The following is a 20,265-nucleotide window of genomic DNA, read 5'->3' on the forward strand; positions in this document are numbered from 1 at the left end:
GCAGTGCTGATCGGTGACGTCGCGCGACGGTCCGGGGTCAGCGCCCGCATGCTCAGGCATTACGAGTCGCTGGGCCTGGTGCGGCCGACGGGGCGTACCGGTTCCGGCTATCGGGAGTACTCCGGCGAGGACATCCGGCGGATCTTCCACATCGAGAGCCTGCGGTCATTGGGGCTGTCGCTGCGCGACGTCGGGCGCGCGCTCGACGACCCCGGCTTCGCGCCCGCGGACCTCGTCGACGACCTCATCCGTCAGACGCGGGACCGCATCGCGGCGGAGACGGAGCTGCTCACGCGGCTTCGCCGGATCGGTGCCGCGGAACCCGCCGGCTGGGAGGACGTCCTCCAGACCGTCGCGCTCCTCCAGGGGTTGGGGTCGAAGAGCGCGGGGACGCGGCAGCGCGCGGCCCTGTCCGCGGCCGAGGACGTTCCCGTGCCGGTGGAAGCACTGGTCGAGGCCGTGCTGAGCGAGTCGGACCCGAACGTCGCCGGAGCCCTTCGCTGGGCTCTGGCGCAATCGGGGGAGGACGGGTCGGCACTGCTGGCGGAGGGCCTCGGCTCACCCGCGGCCGAAGTGCGGAAACGTGCCGTCCGGTCCCTCGCCGAGATCCCGGACGGTGCGGCGACCGCACTGCTGCGGGACGCCCTCACCCACCCCGACGCCGTGGTCCGCAGGTACGCGGCTCTGGCGCTCGGGGCACGTGGCGTGACCGACGCCGTCCCGACGCTCCTCGACATGATCGTCGAGGAGCGGGACGACGCCGGCGCAGCCGATGCGCTGAGCGCGCTGGCGACCGATCCCGCGTGGGCGGATGAGATCGCTGAGGGGCTCGTCGAGGCCCTCGCCCGCGCCACCGTGGGATCGTCTGCCCGTCGGCGGCTGACACAGGCGCTCGCGGACATCCCGGGGAGCACGGCGTCACGTGCCCTCGAAGAGCTGTCCCATGACGAGGACCGCGCCGTTGCGCTCACCGCGACATACATTCTCCAGCTGCGCGAGGCACGAGAGCGAAGGGCGGGCGGGGGCTGAGGCCGGACGGGGCAGGAGCCTCCGGGCCGTCGCCGGGGCGCGTCAGGCGGGCGCCTTGTCCGGGACGATCTGCAGCTTGCGGCCGGTGCCGCGCTTGAAGGTCGCCAGCGCCTCGGCGTACTCGTCCAGCGCGAACTGATGGGTGATCATCATCTCGGCGTCGATGACGCCCTTGCCCAGCAGCTCCACCGCGCGCCCATAGCTGTGCAGGATCGCCATCGAGCCCACGATGCGGATCTCGTCGTTGTAGATCCGGAACGGCGAGAACTGCGCCATCTCCTGGTCGGGCGCGCAGCCGAACTGCTGGAACGTGCCGCCGCGGATCGGCCGGGTCAGCCCGTCCTCGATGGCCTTGACGTTGCCGGTGCAGTCCGTGACGACCTGCCAGCCCAGCCGGGGGCCCGCCAGGTCGTCCGCGCTGGTGGCCACCTGGTCGGCGCCCAGCTTCTTCGCCACCTCCAGCCGGTCCGCGTTGATGTCCACGACGGACACCGAGCCGGCCCCGGCGCGCTGGGCCACCTGCAGGTAGAGCAGCCCCATCGTGCCCGCGCCGTAGATCAGGAAGTGGTCCCCGAGCTTGGGGTCGACGATGTCGAAGCCGCGCACGATCGTCGACAGCGGCTCGATGAGCGGCGCGTGCCGCAGCTCCACGGTCTCCGGCAGCCGGTAGCAGTTGCGGGCCGGCACCTTCACGTACTCGGCGGCGGCACCGTCCACGGTGATGCCGATGGTGCCCCACCGCTCGCAGAGGTTGCCGCGGCCGATGGCGCAGAAGTGGCAGGCGCCGCAGTAGACCGCCGGATCGGCGGCGATCTTGTCGCCCTCGGCGAAGTCCGTGACGCCCTCGCCCACGGCGACGATCTCGCCGGAGAACTCGTGCCCGGGGATCACCGGGTACTGCGTCGGCCCGAACTCGCCCGCCAGCATGTGCACGTCCGTACCGCACAGCCCGGCGGCGGTGACCTTCACGACGACCTCGCCGCTGCCCGGCGTCGGGTCGGGCACGGTGGTGACGGACAGCTTGTTCGGTTCCTCGATGACTACTGCGCGCATGGTGCTACCGCCTTTCGGGAGGGACGGGAGGGGGCGGGGGAGGGGACGGCTCAGGCGACCAGGTTGCGGGTCTCGACCTGCTTGATCTTCTCCACCTTGGGCGCTGAACCGCCGCCGGCGAAGTCGGAGACCAGCCAGTGGTCCAGGCACACCAGCGCGGCGTGCACCCCCATGGTGCGGCTGCCGAAACAGGCGACCTGCGCGTCGTTGGACTTACGGGCCCGCTCGGCGCTGTAGCTGTCCGGGATCTGCGCGGCACGGATGCCGGGCACCTTGTTGGCGGCGATGGCCATGCCGATGCCGGTGCCGCAGACCAGGACGGCGCGCTCGTGCTCGCCGCGGGCGACACTGCGCGCGACCCGCTCGGCCACGTCCGGGTAGTCCTCGTCCGGGGACGCGCTGAGGTCGGTGACGGGGTAGCCGAGGCCCTTGAGGTGGGCGATCATCGCGTCCTTCATCTCGACGGCGGCGTCGTCGCAGCCGATGGCGATGCGGTAGGTCATGGGTGGTCTCCCTGGGAGTGGTCGGACGGGGCGATCTCGTCGAGGACGCGGCGCAGGCCCTCGGTGTCATGGGCGAGCCGGCCGAGGAAGAGGCCGTCGACGGGGCCGGCGGAGAGCCGTTCGTACGTGCCGGGCCCGGCCGTCCCGCCGTAGACCAGACGGCCGCGTACGTCGTGGGCGTCCAGGCAGGCGCGGATCGCGGCGGCCACGGTCAGGACGTGCGCGGCGGGCGCGGGATCGGTGGCGCCGATCGCCCAGACCGGTTCGTAGGCGATGACGACCTCGCTGCCGGGCACGGCGCCCGCGAGCGCGGCCCGCACCTGCTGACGCGTCTCCTCGACGGCCGCCGCGAGGTCGGTGCCGTCCCGCTCGCCCGCGCAGATGACGGGGATCAGCCCGGCGGCGGTGGCGGCGCGGGTCTTGGCGCGCACGGTCTCGTCGGTCTCCCCGAAGTGCGCGCGCCGCTCGGCGTGTCCCACCTCGACGTACGTGGCGCCGGCCTCGGCGAGCATCCCCGCGGAGACCTCGCCGGTCCAGGGGCCGGACTCGGCCCAGTGCACGTCCTGGGCGCCGAAGGCCACCCCGGTACCGGCCAGCAGTTCGCGGGCGTCGGCCAGGGCCGGGAAGGAGGGGAGGACGAAGAGGTCGACGGCGTGCCGGCCGAGCGCGGCGGTACCGGCCAGCGCGGCGACGTCGGCGAGCCACTTCCGGGTCTCGGCGAGACCGAAGTAAAGCTTCAGCGAGACGCCCACCACGGGGCGGCGGCGGTCAGAGATCACGTCGTTCATGATGCTTAAAACAAAAGCACATGTGAAGTTCTCAAATCAAGACGTGAACTTCACGGGATCGGTGTTATTTCTGCTCGGTGTCCCGTCGCGGCGGGGCGGGGGTGAAGATGCGGAATAGTCGCGGGGTCCGATACGGTTGGCCGAGTAGTTCACGATTCAACTACCGCGAGCCCTCGCGGACCGTACGGAGGCGGCCACCATGCAGTTCGGGATCTTCACCGTCGGCGACGTCACCACCGACCCGACGACGGGCCGGACGCCGACCGAGCACGAGCGGATCAAGGCGATGCTCGCCATCGCGCTCAAGGCCGAGGAGGTCGGCCTGGACGTCTTCGCCACCGGCGAGCACCACAACCCGCCCTTCGTGCCGTCCTCGCCGACCACCATGCTCGGTTACCTCGCGGCGCGCACGGAGAAGCTGATCCTCTCCACGTCCACCACGCTGATCACCACCAACGACCCGGTGAAGATCGCCGAGGACTTCGCGATGCTCCAGCACATCGCCGACGGCCGCGTCGACGTGATGATGGGCCGCGGCAACACCGGCCCGGTCTACCCCTGGTTCGGCCAGGACATCCGCCAGGGCATCCCGCTCGCCATCGAGAACTACGCCCTGCTGCACAAGCTGTGGCGCGAGGACGTGGTCGACTGGGAGGGCAAGTTCCGGACCCCGCTCCAGGGCTTCACCTCGACGCCCCGCCCGCTGGACGGCGTGCCGCCCTTCGTGTGGCACGGCTCGATCCGCAGCCCGGAGATCGCCGAACAGGCCGCGTACTACGGCGACGGCTTCTTCGCCAACAACATCTTCTGGCCCAAGCACCACTTCCAGCGGCTCATCCGGCTCTACCGCCACCGCTACGCGCACTACGGGCACGGCACCCCCGAGCAGGCCATGGTGGGCCTCGGCGGCCAGGTGTTCATGCGGAAGAACTCCCAGGACGCGGTACGCGAGTTCCGTCCGTACTTCGACAACGCGCCGGTCTACGGGCACGGCCCTTCCCTGGAGGAGTTCACCGAGCAGACCCCGCTGACCGTCGGCAGCCCGCAGCAGGTCATCGAGAAGACCCTCGAATTCCGCGAGTACTTCGGCGACTACCAGCGCCAGCTGTTCCTGATGGATCACGCGGGCCTGCCGCTGAAGACCGTCCTGGAGCAGCTGGACATGCTCGGCGAAGAGGTCGTCCCCGTGCTCCGGAAGGAGTTCGCGAAGAACCGCCCGGCCGAGGTGCCGGACGGGCCCACGCACGCGGAGCGCGTCGCCCGGCGCGACGCCGCGGCCCTGGAGGAGGTGGCGGAATGAAGCCGCTGAGGATCGTTGCCGTCTCGGCGGGGCTGGGCGTCCCGTCGTCCACCCGCCTGCTCGCCGACCGGCTGGCCGGGGCCACCCGGCAGCAGCTGTCGGAAGGGGCGGCCCGGCCGGTGGAGGCCCGCGTCGTCGAACTGCGCGACCTGGCCACCGACATCGCGCACAACATGGTGACCGGCTTCCCCTCGCCCGCCCTCGCCGAGGCGATCGAGGCGGTCACGGAGGCGGACGGCGTCATCGCCGTCACGCCGATCTTCACCGCCTCCTACAGCGGGCTGTTCAAGTCGTTCTTCGACGTCGTCGACCACACCGCGCTGACCGGGAAGCCCGTACTGATCGCGGCCACCGGCGGCACGGCCCGGCACTCGCTCGCCCTGGAGCACGCCCTGCGCCCGCTCTTCGCGTATCTGCGCGCGGTGGTCGTACCGACCGCGGTGTACGCCGCGTCCGAGGACTGGGGCTCGGGCGGCGGCCCCGGCGGCGCACTCACGGAACGCATCGAACGGGCTGCGGGGGAACTGGCCGGGCTCCTGGGCGCGGGCGCGGGTACGGCGCCCGTCGCCGGCCGGGCGGGCGGGCCCGTGAAGGCCGACGGCCCGGACGGCCCGGACGGCCCCGACGGCCCCGACGACCTCGACACCGTCGTGCCGTTCGAGGAGCAGCTGGCGGCGTTGCGCGCGGGCTGAGGCCCGTGTGCCGCATGCCCGCCATGACCTCCGAGGTCATCGACGCGCTGACCCCGGCCTGGGAATCTAGGGGTCAGCGCGGGCCGCACGGGCGGCCGGCGCCACTCGACGGGGAGAGGGGACCGACATGAGCGCGTACGCCGTGGCCCACCTGAAGAACGACAGCCGGCACGAGGACGTGCTGTCCTACATCGAGCGCATCCAGGGGACGTTCGTCCCCTTCGGGGGCCGCTTCCTGGTGCACGGCGTCACGCCCGAGGTCCGCGAGGGCACCTGGCCCGGGTACGTGATCCTCGTCGAGTTCCCCGACCTGGAGCGGGCCAGCGCGTGGTACGACTCGCCCGAGTACCAGGAGATACTGCCGCTGCGCACCCGGCACATCGAAGCGGACGTCGTGCTCGTGCCGGGGGTCCCGGCCGATTACGACGCGAAGCACACGGCGGCAGCCGTCCGGTCAGCGGTGCTGAACGGCGACTGACCGGAAGCGGTTCCGCGGGCTCGTCAGCCCTGCCACAGGCGCCTGAGCGCGGCGTTCACCCGGCCGGGGCGGTCGCGCTGCGGGGCGTGGCCCGCGTCCTCGACCCGCAGCTGCCGGGCGCCGAGCGCGTCGGCGAGCTGCTCGCCGTAACCGGGCGGCGTGGGATGCACGCAGCTGCGGCGGGCGTCGTACGGGCCGCCGGGCGCGCCGTTGACGATCAGCGTGGGCCAGTCGGCGGTGATCAGCGCGGCGGCGCTGAACCCGGGGTTCAGGGGCGCGGACCACGGGGGCGCGCTGCGCAGGCCGTCCGCCGTTGCCCGCAGCGCGCAGGGCTCGATCAGGGTGAGCGAGCGTACGGCGTGCGGGGCGGCCGCCGCGGCGTGCAGGGCGGCCGTGGCCCCGGCGCAGTGGCCCACCACGTGGGCGCCGTGGCCGAGGAGCTGCGCGAGGCGGGAGCCGTCCGGGCCGGGGGTGCCGGCCGCCGGGCCGGCCAGTTCGAGCCGGAACAGTTCGGCCAGCGGGCGCTGAGCGGCGAAGACCTCCGGCCCCGGTGCGAGCGGACCGTACACCATGACGACGCGCGGGGCGCCGGGTGTCGCCTCGTCCCAGACCGTCACCACCGGACACTCGCGTCTCATGGGCAGCCGGCCCGGAGACCGTGCCGCTCGCCCCGGGGCCGGCGCTCGTACCGTCCGGCACGCCGTGCGGTCACAGTCCCGCGACCTCCGCCAGCACCCTGGCCTCCGCCAGTTCCTCGGCACCGCCCGCCACGTCGTCGTGCGCCGCGGCCCACAGCGCGCTCTCCACGGAGCGGGCCGCGCCCCAGGCCGCCATCCGCTCGGGCGGCTCGCCGAGCCGGTCGGCGAGCAGCCGCAGCCGGGCGCGGAGCACCTTGTCCGGCGACTCGTGAGCGAAGGGATCGTCCAGTTGCGTCAGCAGGGGCCAGGGGTCGTACCCCGGATCGCCGGTCATCGGCTTGGGGTCGATGGCGAGCCAGCCGCGGGAACCGCCGGCGGCCAGCACGTTGCCGGGATTGAAGTCGCCGTGCACGACGACCTCCCGGCGGGCGGTCGCGGGCAGCTCCCGGAGCAGCCCGGCGCCGAGCTCCACCAGGCCCGGGTCGTACGGCGGGCGGAGCCGGTCCTGGCGTTCGCGTACCCCGTCCGACCACTCGGCGCAGACCGCCGCCATGGTCTCCAGCTCGCCGTCCGGCGGCCGGGGCGCGTTCCACAGGGCGTCCAGGACCTCGGCGGCACGGCCGAGTCCTTCGGAGGGCGACAGCGCCGCACCCGGGGGAGCGGCGTCCCGTACGTCCTCGGCGGCGCTGGTCTCCGGGGTCGCGTCCAGGAGTGTCGTACCCGGTGTGCAGCGTTCGAGGAGCAGCGCGTGGCGTGCCGGGTCGTGGTCGAGCAGCCGGACCGCGCCGTGGCCGCCCCAGGCACGCAGCGCGGCGGCCTCGCCCGCCGCCTCCCGGTGCGGCCAGGTCACCTTCAGCACCGCCCGGCCGCCGTCGGGCAGCCGCGCCGGGGCCACCCAGGAGCAGCTGCCGCCGTCGAACGGTGCCGACAGGCGCAGCTCCCAGCGTTCGGCGGCCGCGCGGACCAGCCCGGGCAGCCGGGCCAGCCAGGCGCGGCCCGAGGCGTGCCGGTCCATCGTGTCGGCGACCAGGAGGCCGGGCGGGAAGAGGTCGGGCCGCCAGGGGGCGGAGCCGGTGCCGGTCTCGGTGTCCAGGTGCTCGGGCATGGGCGCACGGTAGCGGCTCGGTGGCCGCCCGGGTGGGCACGCGGCGGGATCCGGGGCGCGGGTGTGAAACTCTTGAGGCCCGCCAGGACGAGAAAAAGAGGCGTACGGCGATGACGGAGAGCGCGGCCGCACGGCCCAGGAACCCGCGCGGCCAGGGTGACCGGCTGCGCGCCGAGCTGCTGACCGCCACGGAGCGGCTGCTGGAACAGGTGGGCAGCGAGGACGCGCTGTCGCTGCGCGCCGTGGCCCGGGAGGCGGGCGTCGCGGCCCCCAGCATCTACCGGCACTTCGCCGACAAGACCGCGCTGGTCTGGGCGACGATGCAGGTCAGCTACGAACGGCTGGTCGAGGACATGGCCGCGGCCGGCGCGCTGGTCCCGGAGGGGGACCCGGTGGCGCGACTGCGGGCCCGGCTGCGGGCGTACTGCCGGTACGCCATCGACCATCCGGCGAAGTACCGGCTGCTCTACGAGACCCGGCAGTCCCCGGTCGGCCCCGAGCGGCTGGCCCAGCATCCGGCGGGCCTCCTGGTGCGCGGTCTGCACGACGCGCTGACGGCGTGCGAGGAAGCGGGCTGGCGGGTGCGCTGCTCGCGGGACGAGGCGCCGTACGTCCTGTGGTCGGCGGTCCACGGCAGGGTCATGCTCTGGCAGGTGCTGCCGGCCGCGAAGAACCCCGAGCGCCTGCACCGCTTCGTGGACGACATCCTCGACCTGCTGCTGGAGCGGGCGGACTCCCGCGCCTGACGGTCCCTGAATGACCTCGTATGTCCGGTACGGGGCGTGTGACCGGAGGGTTGTATTTGGCAACCACCACCAGCCTACCCGCTGCCGGTGCGGGAGTTGAGGCCGCCCCCGGTCCGTTTGCCTGCCTTTTACGGGTGTAAGTTTACGGGTGTTAGGCGAGCGTCCGAGCACGGCGCCACCGTCCGCGTGTCCGCAAGGAGCGACATGACCGTCACTTCCCCCCATGCCCCGCTGCCCGTGGAGCCCCCCACCGGCTGTCCCTTCGACCCGCCCGCCGAGTTCGGCCGGATGCGCATCGAGGAGCCGGTCAAGAAGATCTCGCTGCCCGACGGCAGCTGGGCCTGGCTCGTCACCCGGTACGCCGACATCCGCGCGATCCTCGGCGACACCCGGTTCAGCTCCGACACCACCACCCCGGGCTACCCGCTCAGCGGCATGACCGGCGGCGCCAGCCAGCAGAACCGCGGCTTCATCCGCATGGACCCGCCCGAGCACACCCGGCTGCGCCGGATGGTCACCCGCGAGTTCATGGTCAAGAAGGTCGAGGCGCTGCGCCCGGAGATCCAGCGGATCACCGACGAGCTCTGCGACGCGATGCAGACCGCCAAGCTGAACGGCGCGGAGTCGGTCGACCTCGTCGAGGCCCTCGCCCTCCCGGTGCCCTCCCTCGTCATCAGCCTGCTGCTCGGCGTCCCGTACGAGGACCACGCGCTCTTCCAGGACCTGACCGGCAAGCTGCTCTCCCGCGTCATCCCCAAGGCGGAGGCCGACGCCGCCCGCGAAGAGCTGCGCGCGTACCTGGACCGCCTGGTCACCGCCAAGGAGGTGAACCCGGGCGAGGACATCCTCAGCCGCCTCATCGTCGAGCAGCAGCAGGCCGGCGAGATCACCCACGACGACGTCATCGGCTTCGCCGCCCTGCTCCTCGTCGCCGGGCACGAGACCACCGCCAACATGATCGGCCTCACCGCGCTGAGCATGATGGGCGAGCCGAAGACCGCGCAGCAGCTGCGCGAGGACCCCTCGCTGATCCGCGGCGCCGTCGAGGAGCTGCTGCGCTTCCACAGCATCATCCGCAACGGCCCGCGCCGCGCCGCCACCGAGGACGTCGAGATCGGCGGGCAGCTCATCCGCGCCGGCGAGGGCGTCGTGGTCGCCGTGCCGTCCGCCAACCGCGACCCGGAGACCTTCGAGAACCCCGACACGCTCGACGTCTGCCGCCCCAACGCGCAGCACCACGTCGCCTTCGGCTACGGCATCCACCAGTGCCTGGGCCAGGCCCTGGCCCGCGTCGAGCTCCAGGTCGTCCTCGCGACCCTGCTCCGCCGCTTCCCGACGATGCGGCCCGCCGTGCCGATCGAGACCATCCCCTTCCGCACGGACATGGCGATCTACGGCTGCCACGAGCTGCCGGTCACCTGGTAATCCGTTCCCCCCACCACCCCACAGGAGCAAGAAGCCATGAACATCACCCTCGACGCCGACAAGTGCTGCGCCGCCGGCCAGTGCGTCCTGGTCGCCCCCGAGGTCTTCGACCAGCGTGACGAGGACGGCATCGTCGTCCTGCTGGACGCCCAGCCGCCCGCCGAGCAGCACGCCGCGGTCCACGAGGCCGCCGCCATCTGCCCGGCCGCCGCCATCCAGGTCCACGCATGACCGTCGGGCGCATCGCCGTCGTCGGCGCCTCGGCGGCGGGCCTCGCCGCCGTCGAGGCGCTGCGCCGGGGCGGCTGGACCGGCGCACTGACCCTGATCGGCGACGAACCGCACCTGCCGTACGACCGGCCGCCGCTGTCCAAGCAGCTGCTGTCCGGCGACTGGCAGGCCGACCGGCTCGGACTGCGGACGGCAGGCCAGCTCGACACACTGGACCTGGACCTCCGCCTCGGCACCCGGGCCACGGCGCTGGACACCGTGACGCGTACGGTGACCCTCGCCGACGGCCAGCGGCTGGAGTGCGCCGGCGTGATCGTCGCCACCGGCGTGCGGGCCCGTACGCTGCCCGGCCTGGCCGGCACCGCCGGCATCCACACGCTGCGCACGCTCGACGACGCCCTCGGGCTGCAGACCTGGCTGTCCGGAGCGTCCGGCGCGCCGCGGCGGCTGGTCGTCGCGGGCAACGGCGTACTGGGCTGCGAGGCCGCGGCGGTCGCCCGCGAGCTGGGCCACGAGGTCACGCTCGTCGGGCGCGACCCGCTGCCCATGGGCCGCCTCGTCGGCGACGGCACGGGCGCGCTGCTGGCCGACGCGCACGAGCGGCACGGCGTACGGATGCTGACCGGCAGCCTGGACGGCGTGAAGACGGCGGACGGACACGTCACCGGAGTACGGCTGGCCGACGGCACCGCGCTCGAAGCCGACACCGTCCTGCTCGCCATCGGCTCCGAACCGGCGGTGGACTGGCTGCGCGCCGACGCGGCACTGGACACCTCCGACGGGCTGCGCTGCGACGAGTACTGCGCCGCGGCACCCGGGATCTACGCCGCCGGTGACGTGGCCCGCTGGTACCACCCCGGGCACGGCCGCCACCTGCGGATCGAGCACCGGATGAACGCCACCGAGCAGGCCATGGCCGCGGCCCGCAACCTGCTCGCCGAGCTGGGCGCGACCGAGGACGAGCGCCGCCCGTTCACGCCGGTCCCGTACTTCTGGTCCGACCAGTACGGGATGAAGCTCCAGGCGTACGGGGTGCTCGCGGGCGCCGACCGGGCCGAGACGGTCCTCCTGGACAAGGAGCAGCGCCAGGTGGCCGCGCTCTACGGCCGGGACGGGCTGGCCACCGGCGTGCTCGCCGCCGGACTGCCGCCCCGGCAGATCCGCGGGCTGCGCGCGGTGATCGCCACGCCCGGACCGTGGGACGAGGCCCACGCGCGCCTGCTCGCCGCCGTCGGCGGGCAATGAGCCCGGGGACGCCGGCCGGCCACCTCCCCGCCGGCCGGCCGGCGTCCCCGTACCCGGCAGGCGTCCCCGATCATGGAAGGCATGACCGATGCGTACGTACGGGTGCGTGGCGCCCGTGAGCACAACCTCCGCGCCGTCGACGTGGCCCTCCCGCGCGACGCCTTCTGCGTCTTCACCGGTGTCTCCGGCAGCGGCAAGTCCTCGCTCGCCTTCGGCACCCTCTACGCCGAGGCACAGCGCCGGTACTTCGAATCGGTCGCGCCCTACGCCCGACGGCTGATCCACCAGGTCGGCGCGCCCAAGGTCGAGGAGATCACCGGCCTGCCGCCGGCCGTGGCCCTGGAGCAGCGCCGCTCGGCCCCCACCTCCCGGTCCTCCGTCGGCACCGTCACCACCCTCTCCAACTCGCTCCGGATGCTCTTCTCACGCGCGGGCGACTACCCGGCGGACAGCACCGGCCGCCTGGACTCCGACGCCTTCTCGCCCAACACGGCGGCGGGCGCCTGCCCCGAGTGCCACGGGCTGGGCCGCGTCCACCGTGTCACCGAGGACTCCCTCGTACCCGACCCCGGCCTCTCCATCCGTGAGGGCGCCATCGCCGCCTGGCCCGGCGCCTGGCTCGGCAAGAACCTCCGCGACATCGTCGCCACCCTCGGCCACGACATCGACCGGCCCTGGCGTGAACTCCCGGCCGAGGACCGCGAGTGGATCCTCTTCACCGAGGAACGGCCGGTCGTCACCGTGCACCCGGTACGCGAGGCCGGGCGCATCCAGCGGCCGTACCAGGGCCAGTACCAGAGCGCCCGCCACTACGTCCTGCACACCTTCGCCGACTCGCAGAGCGAGACGCAGCGCAGGCGCGTCGAGCGGTTCCTGGTGTCCGAGGCGTGCCCGGCGTGCGACGGGCGGCGGCTGCGGCCCGAAGCGCTGGCGGTCACCTTCGCGGGGCACGACATCGCCGCGCTCGCGGGCATGCCGCTCGCGGCGCTCGCCGCGCTGCTGCGGCCGACGGCCGAGGACACGGACGAGGGCACGGCCGAGGACAGCGTGGCGGGCACCCTCACGCGCGACCTCGTCGCCCGCATCGACGTCCTCACCGAACTCGGCCTCGGCTACCTCAGCATGGACCGACCCTCGCCCACCCTCTCCGCCGGGGAGCTCCAGCGGCTGCGGCTGGCCACCCAGCTCCGCTCCGGGCTCTTCGGCGTCGTCTACGTCCTGGACGAGCCCTCCGCCGGACTCCACCCGGCCGACACCGAGGCGCTGCTCACCGTCCTGCACCGGCTGAAGGACGCGGGCAACTCCCTCTTCGTCGTCGAGCACGACATGGACGTCGTCCGCCGGGCCGACTGGCTCGTGGACGTGGGACCGCGGGCGGGCGAGCACGGTGGACGGGTACTGCACAGTGGCCCCGTCGACGACCTCGCGGCGGTGGACGAATCCCTCACCCGCCGCTTCCTCTTCGAGGAGCCGGGCGGGGGCGTGCGCGAGCCGCGCAAGCCCTCGGGCACCCTGCGCCTGTCGGGCATCCGGCTGCACAATCTGCGGGGGCTGGACGCGGAGTTCCCCCTCGGGGTGTTCACGGCCGTCACCGGCGTCTCAGGGTCGGGCAAGTCCACCCTGGTGACACGGGTGCTCGCGGATGCGGTACGGGACCGGCTCGGGGCGGGCGACGAGGAGGACGCCGAGGTCGGCCCGGCGGCCGAAGTGGCCGCCGCGGAGGGCCTGGACGCCGTCGACCGGCTCGTACGCGTCGACCAGAAGCCCATCGGGCGCACCCCGCGCTCCAACCTGGCCACGTACACCGGCCTGTTCGACGCCGTACGGAGGGTCTTCGCGGCCACCGACGAGGCACGCGCCCGCGGGTACAAGGCGGGCCGCTTCTCCTTCAACGTCGCGTCCGGCCGCTGCGAGACATGCCAGGGCGAGGGCTTCGTCGCCGTCGAACTCCTCTTCCTGCCCGGTACGTACGCGCCCTGCACGGCCTGCCACGGCGCCCGCTACCGCCCCGAGACCCTGGAGATCACCTACCGGGACCGGAACATCGCCGAGGTCCTGGAGATGACCGTGGACGCCGCCGCGGACTTCCTCGCCGAAGTCCCCGCCGCGGTCCGCAGCCTGCGCACACTCCAGGACGTGGGCCTCGGCTACCTCCGCCTCGGCCAGCCCGCCACCGAGCTCTCCGGCGGCGAGGCCCAGCGCATCAAGCTCGCCACGGAGCTGCAGCGCACCCGCCGCGGGCACACCCTCTACCTGCTCGACGAGCCCACCACCGGCCTGCACCCGGCCGACACCGAAGTGCTGCTGCGCCAGCTGCACGGGCTGGTGGACGCCGGGAACACGGTGGTCGTCGTGGAACACGACATGGGCGTGGTCGCCGGCGCCGACCACGTCATCGACCTCGGCCCCGGCGGCGGCGCCGACGGCGGGCACGTCGTGGCGGCCGGTACACCGTCCGAGGTCGCGGCCGCGGAAGGCAGCCGCACGGCCCCATACCTCGCCCGGGCGCTCGGCCGCCCCTGACGGTCGGTTAATGTACCCGGGTCACCCGGGTGGGCCACCCGGGCGGCACGACGACAGCACCGCACGAAGGGGGCACACCCATGGCAGACATCGAGACGGCCAAGGCGACGTTCGCACGATTCGACGCGAACGGCGACGGAATGGTCACGGCCGAGGAGTTCAAGCACGCGATGGCCGAGATGGGTGACCCCTACGTCACCGGCCCGGTCGCCGAGGCCGTCATCAAGGCCCGTGACACCGACAACGACGGCCTGATGTCCTTCGAAGAGTTCTGGACCGCCCTCCAGAACTCCTGACCTCCCCGCAACCGACCCCACAGCCCGGTTGCCGCCCCCTGTACGCGTGCTCCCGCCGGAATTGCCTCCGGCGGGAGTACGCGTTTCACTTTCCGGCAGGTCACTTGTGCACGGTGATGCAGGACTTGTAGTGCGTATTCACGCTCCACACATTGCACAGCCGTGTGCCGTCCCGGTATTTCCGCGGCAGCTTCCCGGGAAATTTCACGGCCAGCCGCTTGGGGGCTCCCGTGTACCTCTTCACGGTGTGCACGCGCTTCCCGTTGACGTAGAAGCGCGCGTACACGTGCTGTCCGCCGAGTGAGGAGTACGCCGAGGTCTGCCACCTGCGGACCCACAGGCCCGTGCCTTCGACCGTCGTGCACGTCTGGTACGAGTCGTTCGTCCCGTTGCCGCCGACGCAGTCGCTTGCGCTGGCGTACGACGGCGTGGACAGCGTGGCGGAGAAGCCCACTGCGAGGGCTGCCGCCAGGGTCGAACGGATTGTCTTGCGCATACGTGTTTCGTCTTTCGTCCGCTGTTCTTGTGCAGCGGCGCGTCCAAAACAGCACCGGACGGCTCTGCTTGATTGCTGCGGACGTTAGCGGCAGAAGCGCCGGGCAGTCCAATTACCGCTTCAATCAGCTCACCGTACCGTTATTTCGGACTGGGGAATTCCGAACTCACATCCGGTCTTCGCGTTTTTCCAGATCGCTGACCTCACGGTCGGCCTTGGCCAGCTCCGAGCGCCGGTAGGAGTAGGCGAAGTAGATGATCAGACCGAGCGCGAACCAAGCGGCGAAGCGGAGCCAGGTCTGCCACTCCAGGAAGGTGATCAGCCAGATGGAGAAGACGACTCCTATGGCCGGGACGACCGGGACACCCGGGCACCGGAAGGCGCGGGGCAGTTCGGGACGCTTGTAGCGGAGCACGATGACGGCGATGCAGACCACGACGAAGGCCAGCAGGATTCCGATGTTGGTGAGTTCGGCGGCTTCCCGGATCGGCAGGAACCCCGCGATCACCGCCGAGGCGACGCCGACGATCCACGTCACCCGGGTGGGTACGTGGCGGGTGGGGTGGGTTTTGGCGAACCATTTGGGGAGGAGGCCGTCGCGGCTCATGGAGAACCAGACGCGGGTCACACCGAGCATGAACGTGAACATGACGGTGAGGATGCCGATGATCGCGCCGACGGCGATCACGTCCGCCAGGCCGCTGAGGCCGACGGACTTGAACGCCGTGGAGAAGCCGCTCTCCGGGTCGATCTTCGTGTAGTTCTGCATGCCGGTCAGGACGAGGCAGGCGAGGACGTACAGGACCATGGAGATCAGGAGCGAGTACAGGATCGCCTTCGGCATGTGGCGCTGGGCGTCCTTGGATTCCTCCGCCGCGGTCGACATGGCGTCGTACCCGAAGACGGCGAAGAAGACCGTGGCCGCGCCCGCGAACGCGCCGCTGAGGCCGTGCGGGAAGAACGGCGTGTAGTTCCCGGTCTTGATGTGGAAGAAGCCGACGCCGATGACGACGAGGACGACCAGGACCTTCAGGCCGACGACGATCGTCTCGAAGCGCGCGGCGTTCTTGATGCCGAGGGTGAGGAGGTAGGCGATCAGGAGGCAGAGGACCGCGGCGAAGAGGTCGACCCGGTGTCCGTCACCGGTGCCCGGCGCGCCCAGCATCCAGGCGGGCAGCTCCACCCCCAGCTCGCCGAGGAGGAAGCTGAAGTAGCCGGAGATGCCGATCGCGACGACGGCGACGATCGCGGTGTACTCGAGCAGCAGGTCCCAGCCGATGAACCAGCCCGCCAGCTCGCCGAGGACCGCGTACCCGTACGTGTACGCGGAACCCGCCTTCGGGATCATCCCGGCGAACTCCGCGTAGGAGAAGGCCGCGGCCGCGCTCGCGATGCCGGCGATGAGGAACGACAGGAGGACGGCGGGCCCGGCCTTCTCGTTCGCCACGGTGCCGGCCAGCGTGAAGATGCCGGCGCCGATGATGCCGCCGACGCCGATGGCCGTCAGCTGCCACAGGCCGAGCGAACGGGTGAGCTGTTCGCCCGAGCCGCCCTCGGTCTCCTGGATCATTTCGATCGGTTTGCGGCGTAGTACGCCCTGTCCCGCGCGCAGGCCCATGCGATGTCCTCTCGTCGGTCCGACGGCGGATCATCATGGCCCTTATCGGGCGCTTACGGAAGGCGACTCGGGAGGGGACTCCCCATACGGAGGGCGGCGGTGCGGAACCGGCCGCCGGGGGCGGCCGGCCGGGTCAGTCCGCGTCCTCCAGGCGGAAGCCGAGTTTCAGGCCGACCTGGTAGTGCTCGATCTCGCCGTCGACGATGTGGCCGCGCACCTGGGTCACCTCGAACCAGTCCAGGTTGCGCAGCGTCTGCGAAGCGCGCCGTACGCCGTTGCGAATGGCGGTGTCCACGTTCTCGTGGGACGTTCCCACGATCTCTGTCACACGGTAGGTCCGGTCGGTCACGGCAGACTCCCTCGTCGGCGTGTCGGGTACTCGTCAGCGTGTCGTTCGGCGTGCCGGCCGTGCTGCCACAGTGCACCGGGCTCTGCTGCCCCGGTGCACCGGGCTGTGCTCCCACGGTGCACCGGCCCGCCGCGGTCCGCCTCCCGGACGCGGCACGGGACGAGCGCCGTTACGGGACGACCGTGACCGGCCAGCGGCCCGCCTTGACCAGGCGTACCGCGACCGAGCCCATGATCCGGTGCCCGGCGGACTCCGACGCGCCGACCACCACCGCGTCGGCCTTCAGTTCGTCAGCCATCCGGAGCATCGCGCCGTACGGGTCGCCGCGCACGATGTGGAATTCCCAGCGCAGGTCGTAGATGCCCTGGAGGCGTTCGGTGGAGGCGCGGATCTCGGCCATCAGCTCTTCGGCTATCTCGTCCGTCGTGGGCGCGACCGGGGCGCCGAGCGCGACGCCGGCCGCCAGCACCGGCTGGACGTACACCAGGACCAGCTTCGAGCCCTGCCGGCGGGCCAGCCCCGCTGCGTACGCGGCGGCCCGCCACGACGACTGCGAGCCGTCGATGCCGACGACGATGACCTTGGGGCCGTCCGTGCCGCGCTCGAAGGGCGCGGGCGTCTTGTCCTCCACAGGGAGGAGGTTAACGCCCGCGCCCGGGAGCGATCTCGTGGGGTTTCACGAGACCGCCCGCCCCGCGTACGCGGCCCGACGGCGGCGGTCCCTCACGACTCCGCGCCGCTGCCGCGCACCGGCAGTACCGGCCGCCAGGGCGCGAACGCGCCGGCGTCGCGGGGCAGCATCGCCGCGAGCTCCGGGCAGTGCCGCAGGATGACGGAGTTCATCCCGCCGCGTGCCACCCAGTCCATGCCCAGCGGCGTGTAGATCTCCGGTCGGAAGTCCACGGTCAGGAACCGGTCGGACTGGATGCGGCGGCTCGCCATCAGGAAGAAGATCCGGAAGGCGGTGTCGCTGAATCCGAAGCCGTCCGGCGGGTTCTCCGCGAACAGTCCGACCACGGTGTCGACCTCGTCGACGTTCCGGTACACGTCCTTCAGCAGCGCGGCCGTGTCCGGGTCGGCGGAGATCTCGTCGAACCGGGTGACCCGCGGCTTGTGCAGCCCGGCCCGGAAGTCGTTGTACCGGGGCACCCCGCGCCGCCGCGTCCGGACGATGTCCGCCACCGACAGGTCGATGATCTCGCCGTCCCGCTCGAAGCGGGTCAGCGCGCGCGGGTAGTTGTGCAGGGTGATCGCGCCCGGGTGCGCGATGCCGAGGGAGTACAGCGAGTCCGTCAGCCCCGTCTTGCGGGCCAGCGCCTCGCCCGCGACGCCCTGCAGATCGGTGAAGGACAGGGCCTCCAGACGCTGCCCGAAGTGGTGCTCGCGCAGCTCGTAGTCGTCCGGGATGAGCGGGTGCATCCGGTAGACGGTGACGAAGTCCTCGGTCAGCGAGTAGGGCACGCCGTGGTGCTCGGGCAGGGTCCTGGGGATGCCGGCCAGCGAGTGCGACTCGACCAGCCACAGCCCCAGCTTGTGCAGCCAGTTGTCCGGCGGTCCCTCCCAGTTGGTGCGCAGGGCGATGTCGACGGACCTGGTGGCGAGGATCGCGGGGGTCCACTCGACCGTATGGATCTTGGCGATCAGCGCGGACACGACGAGCCGGGCGGTCTGGTACACCTGCTCGGTGCTCATCTTCGGGTATTCCTTGTGCAGCGCCTCGCAGACCGCGTTGTGCTCGCGCGCGAAGAGGGTGTGGATGACCGACAGGCCCAGCCACCAGTTGTCGGCGAAGCCGGTCAGCGGGATGCCGTTGCCGCCCATCGGCAGATGGCCGTCCTCAAGGCGCAGCTTCGCGCCGTCCGGCTCGCGCAGGGTGCGCGCGGTCCGCTCGTCGCTGCCGTAGACCTCGGAGCCGTCCCACCACGGCGAGGTGGTGTGGGTGAAGAGGACGGGCGGCTGTCCTGGACGCTCCAGGCCCTTGTTGTCGGCGATCCGCATGACGTTCTCGGCGGGGCCGCCGGGGGTGTTGTACCAGCTGCTGCCGGGCGGCAGCGGTACCTCCACCGAGCGCTCGGCGAGCGCGTAGCGCCGGTGGTCGACCCAGTCGTGCACCTGGAACTGGATCCAGGCGGCGGCCAGGATGTTCAGCGAGGAGGCGGGCTGGAACGAGCGGCGGTGCAGCAGTTCGCGGGCGACGGTGACGGCGTTCGGGGTGTCGAAGAGGTCGGGGCGGTAGACCGGCTTGAGGTTGCGGCCGAAGGTCGAGCCCACCGCGCCCATCCGGGGCGCCGACAGGTCGGTGTGGGAGCCGTCGTACGAGCGGGCCGTACGGGCGCGCTCGTCCACCGGCTCCGGCACCGGTACCGCTTTCGGCGGCGCCTCGGGCGGCTCGGTGTCGATGAGGTTGTCGCGGCGCAGCACCTGCCGCAGCACGACCAGGTTGAGCAGGCTCGCGCTCAGGGGCAGCCGGTGCCAGGGCAGATAGCGGTTGAGCGTGGTGAACACCGCCCGCAGCGGTGCGCCGAGCACGGTGTTGCGCAGCGGCTCCTCGGCCCGGAAGCGGGTGCCGAGGCGGTGTGCGGCGCTCGCCTGGTACGCGGCCTTCCTGGCCCGGTTCAGGTTGCCCAGCGGGCGGAAGTCCTCCGTGGTGTGCCACGGGCTGAACGCCAGCTGTTCGATGCGGCGGGCGGCGGAGCCGGCCTCGGCCGTGGTGATGTCCTGGCGCGGGATGGTCAGCCGGGCCACCGGGACGACCGGCGCGTCCGACTCCCGCCAGTCCGAGGCGCCGTCCTCGATCGGTGTGCGCCGCTCGTCGACGAACCGCTGCACGCACAGGTCGAACTCGATGTCCGCGGCGGCCAGCCGTTCGGCCAGCTCGTGGCGCAGGTGGTCGGGGTCGTGCCGGTCCGGGCGGGGCGCGGGCGCGCCGCCGGGCGCGGGCCGCAGCTGGTAGCGCACCGGCCCGGCGTCGCCCCACAGGCACGCGCCGCGGCTCCAGTACGTCTCGCGGGCCAGCGAGCCGACCGTGTGGCGCGCCGCGGCCTGCACGTTGCGCCGCATCCGCGTCGCGGTGGACCAGCCGACCGCCAGCGGCAGCTTCACCAGCAGCCCGAACGCCTTCTGCAGCGGCGTCCTGGCGCCTGCCATGGCCTTGGCGAAGGCCACGAACTCGCGGGCGTCACGGGCATGGCTCACCGGGAAGTTGGCCGCCAGCAGGTCGTGGGTCTCCTCCGCCGACACCTCCACCCGTACGCTGATGCCGCGCAGGTCGGGCGAGACGTCGGACCGGGGTATGCCACTGGCGTTGGACATCCGTACCAGAGCCGGGTATTCGGCACCTGGCTGGGCGAACCCCTGGGACAGCGCGGGCGGCAGATCGTCGTTGAAGCGCAGCCGGGCGTTCTCCACACCGAGGACGCCCTTGGCGTGGAAGGCCCGCCGGACGCGTGGCGCCCCGCCGCTGCTCTTGTTGCGCAGCTGTACGCGCATCATGTCGCGCGCCAGCTTCTCGAAGACCAGTCGCTCCGCTTCGGGACTGCCGCCTTCGTACGTCTCGTACTGCACGTAACTCACGGTGTCGGCCATGGGTCCGCACCCTCCGTACGGGAAGAAGGGGCCCGACGCTACTCGCCCGGGGGCGGCCCGGCAGGAGCCGATTCGGGCCGATTCCGCCCGGACCGCGGTGGCCGGTCACCTCGGACGGACGCCGTGCGGTGCCGCTTCGTCCGCCCGTCGCTGGACAGCGGGGTGC

General features: G+C 72.2%; 20 protein-coding genes. 10 read left to right on the forward strand and 10 right to left on the reverse strand.

All coding sequences use genetic code 11. The annotated features are described in order from the left end of the window. The first annotated feature begins 3 nt into the window (after nt 1-3). Entirely contained in the window at nt 4-1,029 is a 1,026-nt protein-coding gene (locus tag AAC944_RS31540) for a HEAT repeat domain-containing protein (protein ID WP_030612335.1), read from the forward strand. 42 nt (nt 1,030-1,071) lie between these two features. On the opposite strand, the gene AAC944_RS31545 is transcribed toward AAC944_RS31540, so the two are convergent. Genes AAC944_RS31545 through AAC944_RS31555 form a run of 3 tightly spaced genes read right to left on the reverse strand, consistent with a single transcriptional unit; the run spans nt 1,072 to nt 3,364 of the window. Next, nucleotides 1,072-2,082, reverse strand: coding sequence for a zinc-dependent alcohol dehydrogenase family protein (locus AAC944_RS31545; RefSeq protein ID WP_030612332.1), 1,011 nt, complete (start codon nt 2,080-2,082; stop codon nt 1,072-1,074). Between the two features lie 50 nt (nt 2,083-2,132). Continuing rightward, on the reverse strand, nt 2,133-2,585 hold the full coding sequence (locus AAC944_RS31550) for an RpiB/LacA/LacB family sugar-phosphate isomerase (RefSeq protein WP_030612329.1): 453 nt from the start codon (nt 2,583-2,585) through the stop codon (nt 2,133-2,135). Beyond that, a complete protein-coding gene (locus tag AAC944_RS31555; protein ID WP_368396583.1) occupies nt 2,582-3,364 on the reverse strand; it encodes a triose-phosphate isomerase family protein in 783 nt (260 codons plus the stop codon). Before AAC944_RS31555 ends, AAC944_RS31550 begins: the two co-directional genes overlap by 4 nt. 208 nt (nt 3,365-3,572) lie before the next feature. On the opposite strand from AAC944_RS31555, the gene AAC944_RS31560 reads away from it, so the two are divergent. The 3 genes from AAC944_RS31560 to AAC944_RS31570 all read left to right on the forward strand — a co-directional run bounded on the left by AAC944_RS31560 (nt 3,573) and on the right by AAC944_RS31570 (nt 5,843). Beyond that, nucleotides 3,573-4,673 (forward strand): LLM class flavin-dependent oxidoreductase, encoded by a 1,101-nt coding sequence (locus AAC944_RS31560; RefSeq protein WP_030612324.1) that lies wholly within the window; start codon nt 3,573-3,575, stop codon nt 4,671-4,673. Next, on the forward strand, nt 4,670-5,365 hold the full coding sequence (locus tag AAC944_RS31565; protein ID WP_030612321.1) for a CE1759 family FMN reductase: 696 nt from the start codon (nt 4,670-4,672) through the stop codon (nt 5,363-5,365). The genes AAC944_RS31560 and AAC944_RS31565 overlap by 4 nt, the downstream gene beginning before the upstream one ends. 127 nt (nt 5,366-5,492) lie before the next feature. Next, nucleotides 5,493-5,843: a DUF1330 domain-containing protein gene (locus AAC944_RS31570; RefSeq protein WP_030612318.1), complete on the forward strand. Its 351-nt coding sequence runs from the start codon at nt 5,493-5,495 to the stop codon at nt 5,841-5,843. A 23-nt stretch (nt 5,844-5,866) separates the two neighbouring features. Here the strand turns inward: AAC944_RS31570 and AAC944_RS31575 are convergent, their stop codons facing one another. Continuing rightward, complete coding sequence (locus tag AAC944_RS31575; RefSeq protein WP_078888470.1) at nt 5,867-6,460, reverse strand: alpha/beta fold hydrolase; 594 nt, start codon at nt 6,458-6,460, stop codon at nt 5,867-5,869. Between the two features lie 91 nt (nt 6,461-6,551). Beyond that, nucleotides 6,552-7,586: an aminoglycoside phosphotransferase family protein gene (locus AAC944_RS31580; protein ID WP_051871605.1), complete on the reverse strand. Its 1,035-nt coding sequence runs from the start codon at nt 7,584-7,586 to the stop codon at nt 6,552-6,554. A gap of 110 nt (nt 7,587-7,696) precedes the next feature. Between AAC944_RS31580 and AAC944_RS31585 the strand changes: the two genes are divergently transcribed. The 6 genes from AAC944_RS31585 (at nt 7,697) to AAC944_RS31610 (ending at nt 14,051) form a co-directional block, all read left to right on the forward strand. Continuing rightward, nucleotides 7,697-8,332 carry a TetR/AcrR family transcriptional regulator gene (locus AAC944_RS31585; protein ID WP_030612310.1) on the forward strand — a complete coding sequence of 212 codons (636 nt, stop codon included), beginning with the start codon at nt 7,697-7,699 and terminating at the stop codon, nt 8,330-8,332. A gap of 204 nt (nt 8,333-8,536) precedes the next feature. Next, nucleotides 8,537-9,757 carry a cytochrome P450 gene (locus AAC944_RS31590; protein ID WP_030612307.1) on the forward strand — a complete coding sequence of 407 codons (1,221 nt, stop codon included), beginning with the start codon at nt 8,537-8,539 and terminating at the stop codon, nt 9,755-9,757. A 36-nt stretch (nt 9,758-9,793) separates the two neighbouring features. Beyond that, a complete protein-coding gene (locus AAC944_RS31595) occupies nt 9,794-9,988 on the forward strand; it encodes a ferredoxin (protein WP_030612304.1) in 195 nt (64 codons plus the stop codon). After that, nucleotides 9,985-11,232: an NAD(P)/FAD-dependent oxidoreductase gene (locus tag AAC944_RS31600; RefSeq protein WP_030612301.1), complete on the forward strand. Its 1,248-nt coding sequence runs from the start codon at nt 9,985-9,987 to the stop codon at nt 11,230-11,232. The genes AAC944_RS31595 and AAC944_RS31600 overlap by 4 nt, the downstream gene beginning before the upstream one ends. A gap of 81 nt (nt 11,233-11,313) precedes the next feature. Beyond that, nucleotides 11,314-13,755 carry an excinuclease ABC subunit UvrA gene (gene uvrA / locus AAC944_RS31605; protein WP_107054113.1) on the forward strand — a complete coding sequence of 814 codons (2,442 nt, stop codon included), beginning with the start codon at nt 11,314-11,316 and terminating at the stop codon, nt 13,753-13,755. An 80-nt stretch (nt 13,756-13,835) separates the two neighbouring features. Continuing rightward, on the forward strand, nt 13,836-14,051 hold the full coding sequence (locus AAC944_RS31610) for an EF-hand domain-containing protein (RefSeq protein WP_030612297.1): 216 nt from the start codon (nt 13,836-13,838) through the stop codon (nt 14,049-14,051). Between the two features lie 100 nt (nt 14,052-14,151). Here AAC944_RS31610 and AAC944_RS31615 read toward each other — a convergent pair whose 3' ends face one another. From AAC944_RS31615 to AAC944_RS31635, 5 genes are all read right to left on the reverse strand, one after another. Next, nucleotides 14,152-14,547 (reverse strand): hypothetical protein, encoded by a 396-nt coding sequence (locus AAC944_RS31615; RefSeq protein WP_030612294.1) that lies wholly within the window; start codon nt 14,545-14,547, stop codon nt 14,152-14,154. A 166-nt stretch (nt 14,548-14,713) separates the two neighbouring features. Continuing rightward, nucleotides 14,714-16,165: an amino acid permease gene (locus AAC944_RS31620; protein ID WP_030612291.1), complete on the reverse strand. Its 1,452-nt coding sequence runs from the start codon at nt 16,163-16,165 to the stop codon at nt 14,714-14,716. Nucleotides 16,166-16,298: 133 nt separating this feature from the next. Continuing rightward, on the reverse strand, nt 16,299-16,514 hold the full coding sequence (locus AAC944_RS31625) for a dodecin (protein WP_030612288.1): 216 nt from the start codon (nt 16,512-16,514) through the stop codon (nt 16,299-16,301). A 169-nt stretch (nt 16,515-16,683) separates the two neighbouring features. Continuing rightward, nucleotides 16,684-17,145 carry a universal stress protein gene (locus AAC944_RS31630; protein ID WP_030612285.1) on the reverse strand — a complete coding sequence of 154 codons (462 nt, stop codon included), beginning with the start codon at nt 17,143-17,145 and terminating at the stop codon, nt 16,684-16,686. Between the two features lie 92 nt (nt 17,146-17,237). Beyond that, complete coding sequence (locus AAC944_RS31635) at nt 17,238-20,099, reverse strand: peroxidase family protein (RefSeq protein ID WP_030612280.1); 2,862 nt, start codon at nt 20,097-20,099, stop codon at nt 17,238-17,240. Nucleotides 20,100-20,265 lie beyond the last annotated feature (166 nt).

The sequence above is a fragment of the Streptomyces sclerotialus genome, from assembly GCF_040907265.1.
GTDB lineage: Bacteria > Actinomycetota > Actinomycetes > Streptomycetales > Streptomycetaceae > Streptomyces > Streptomyces sclerotialus.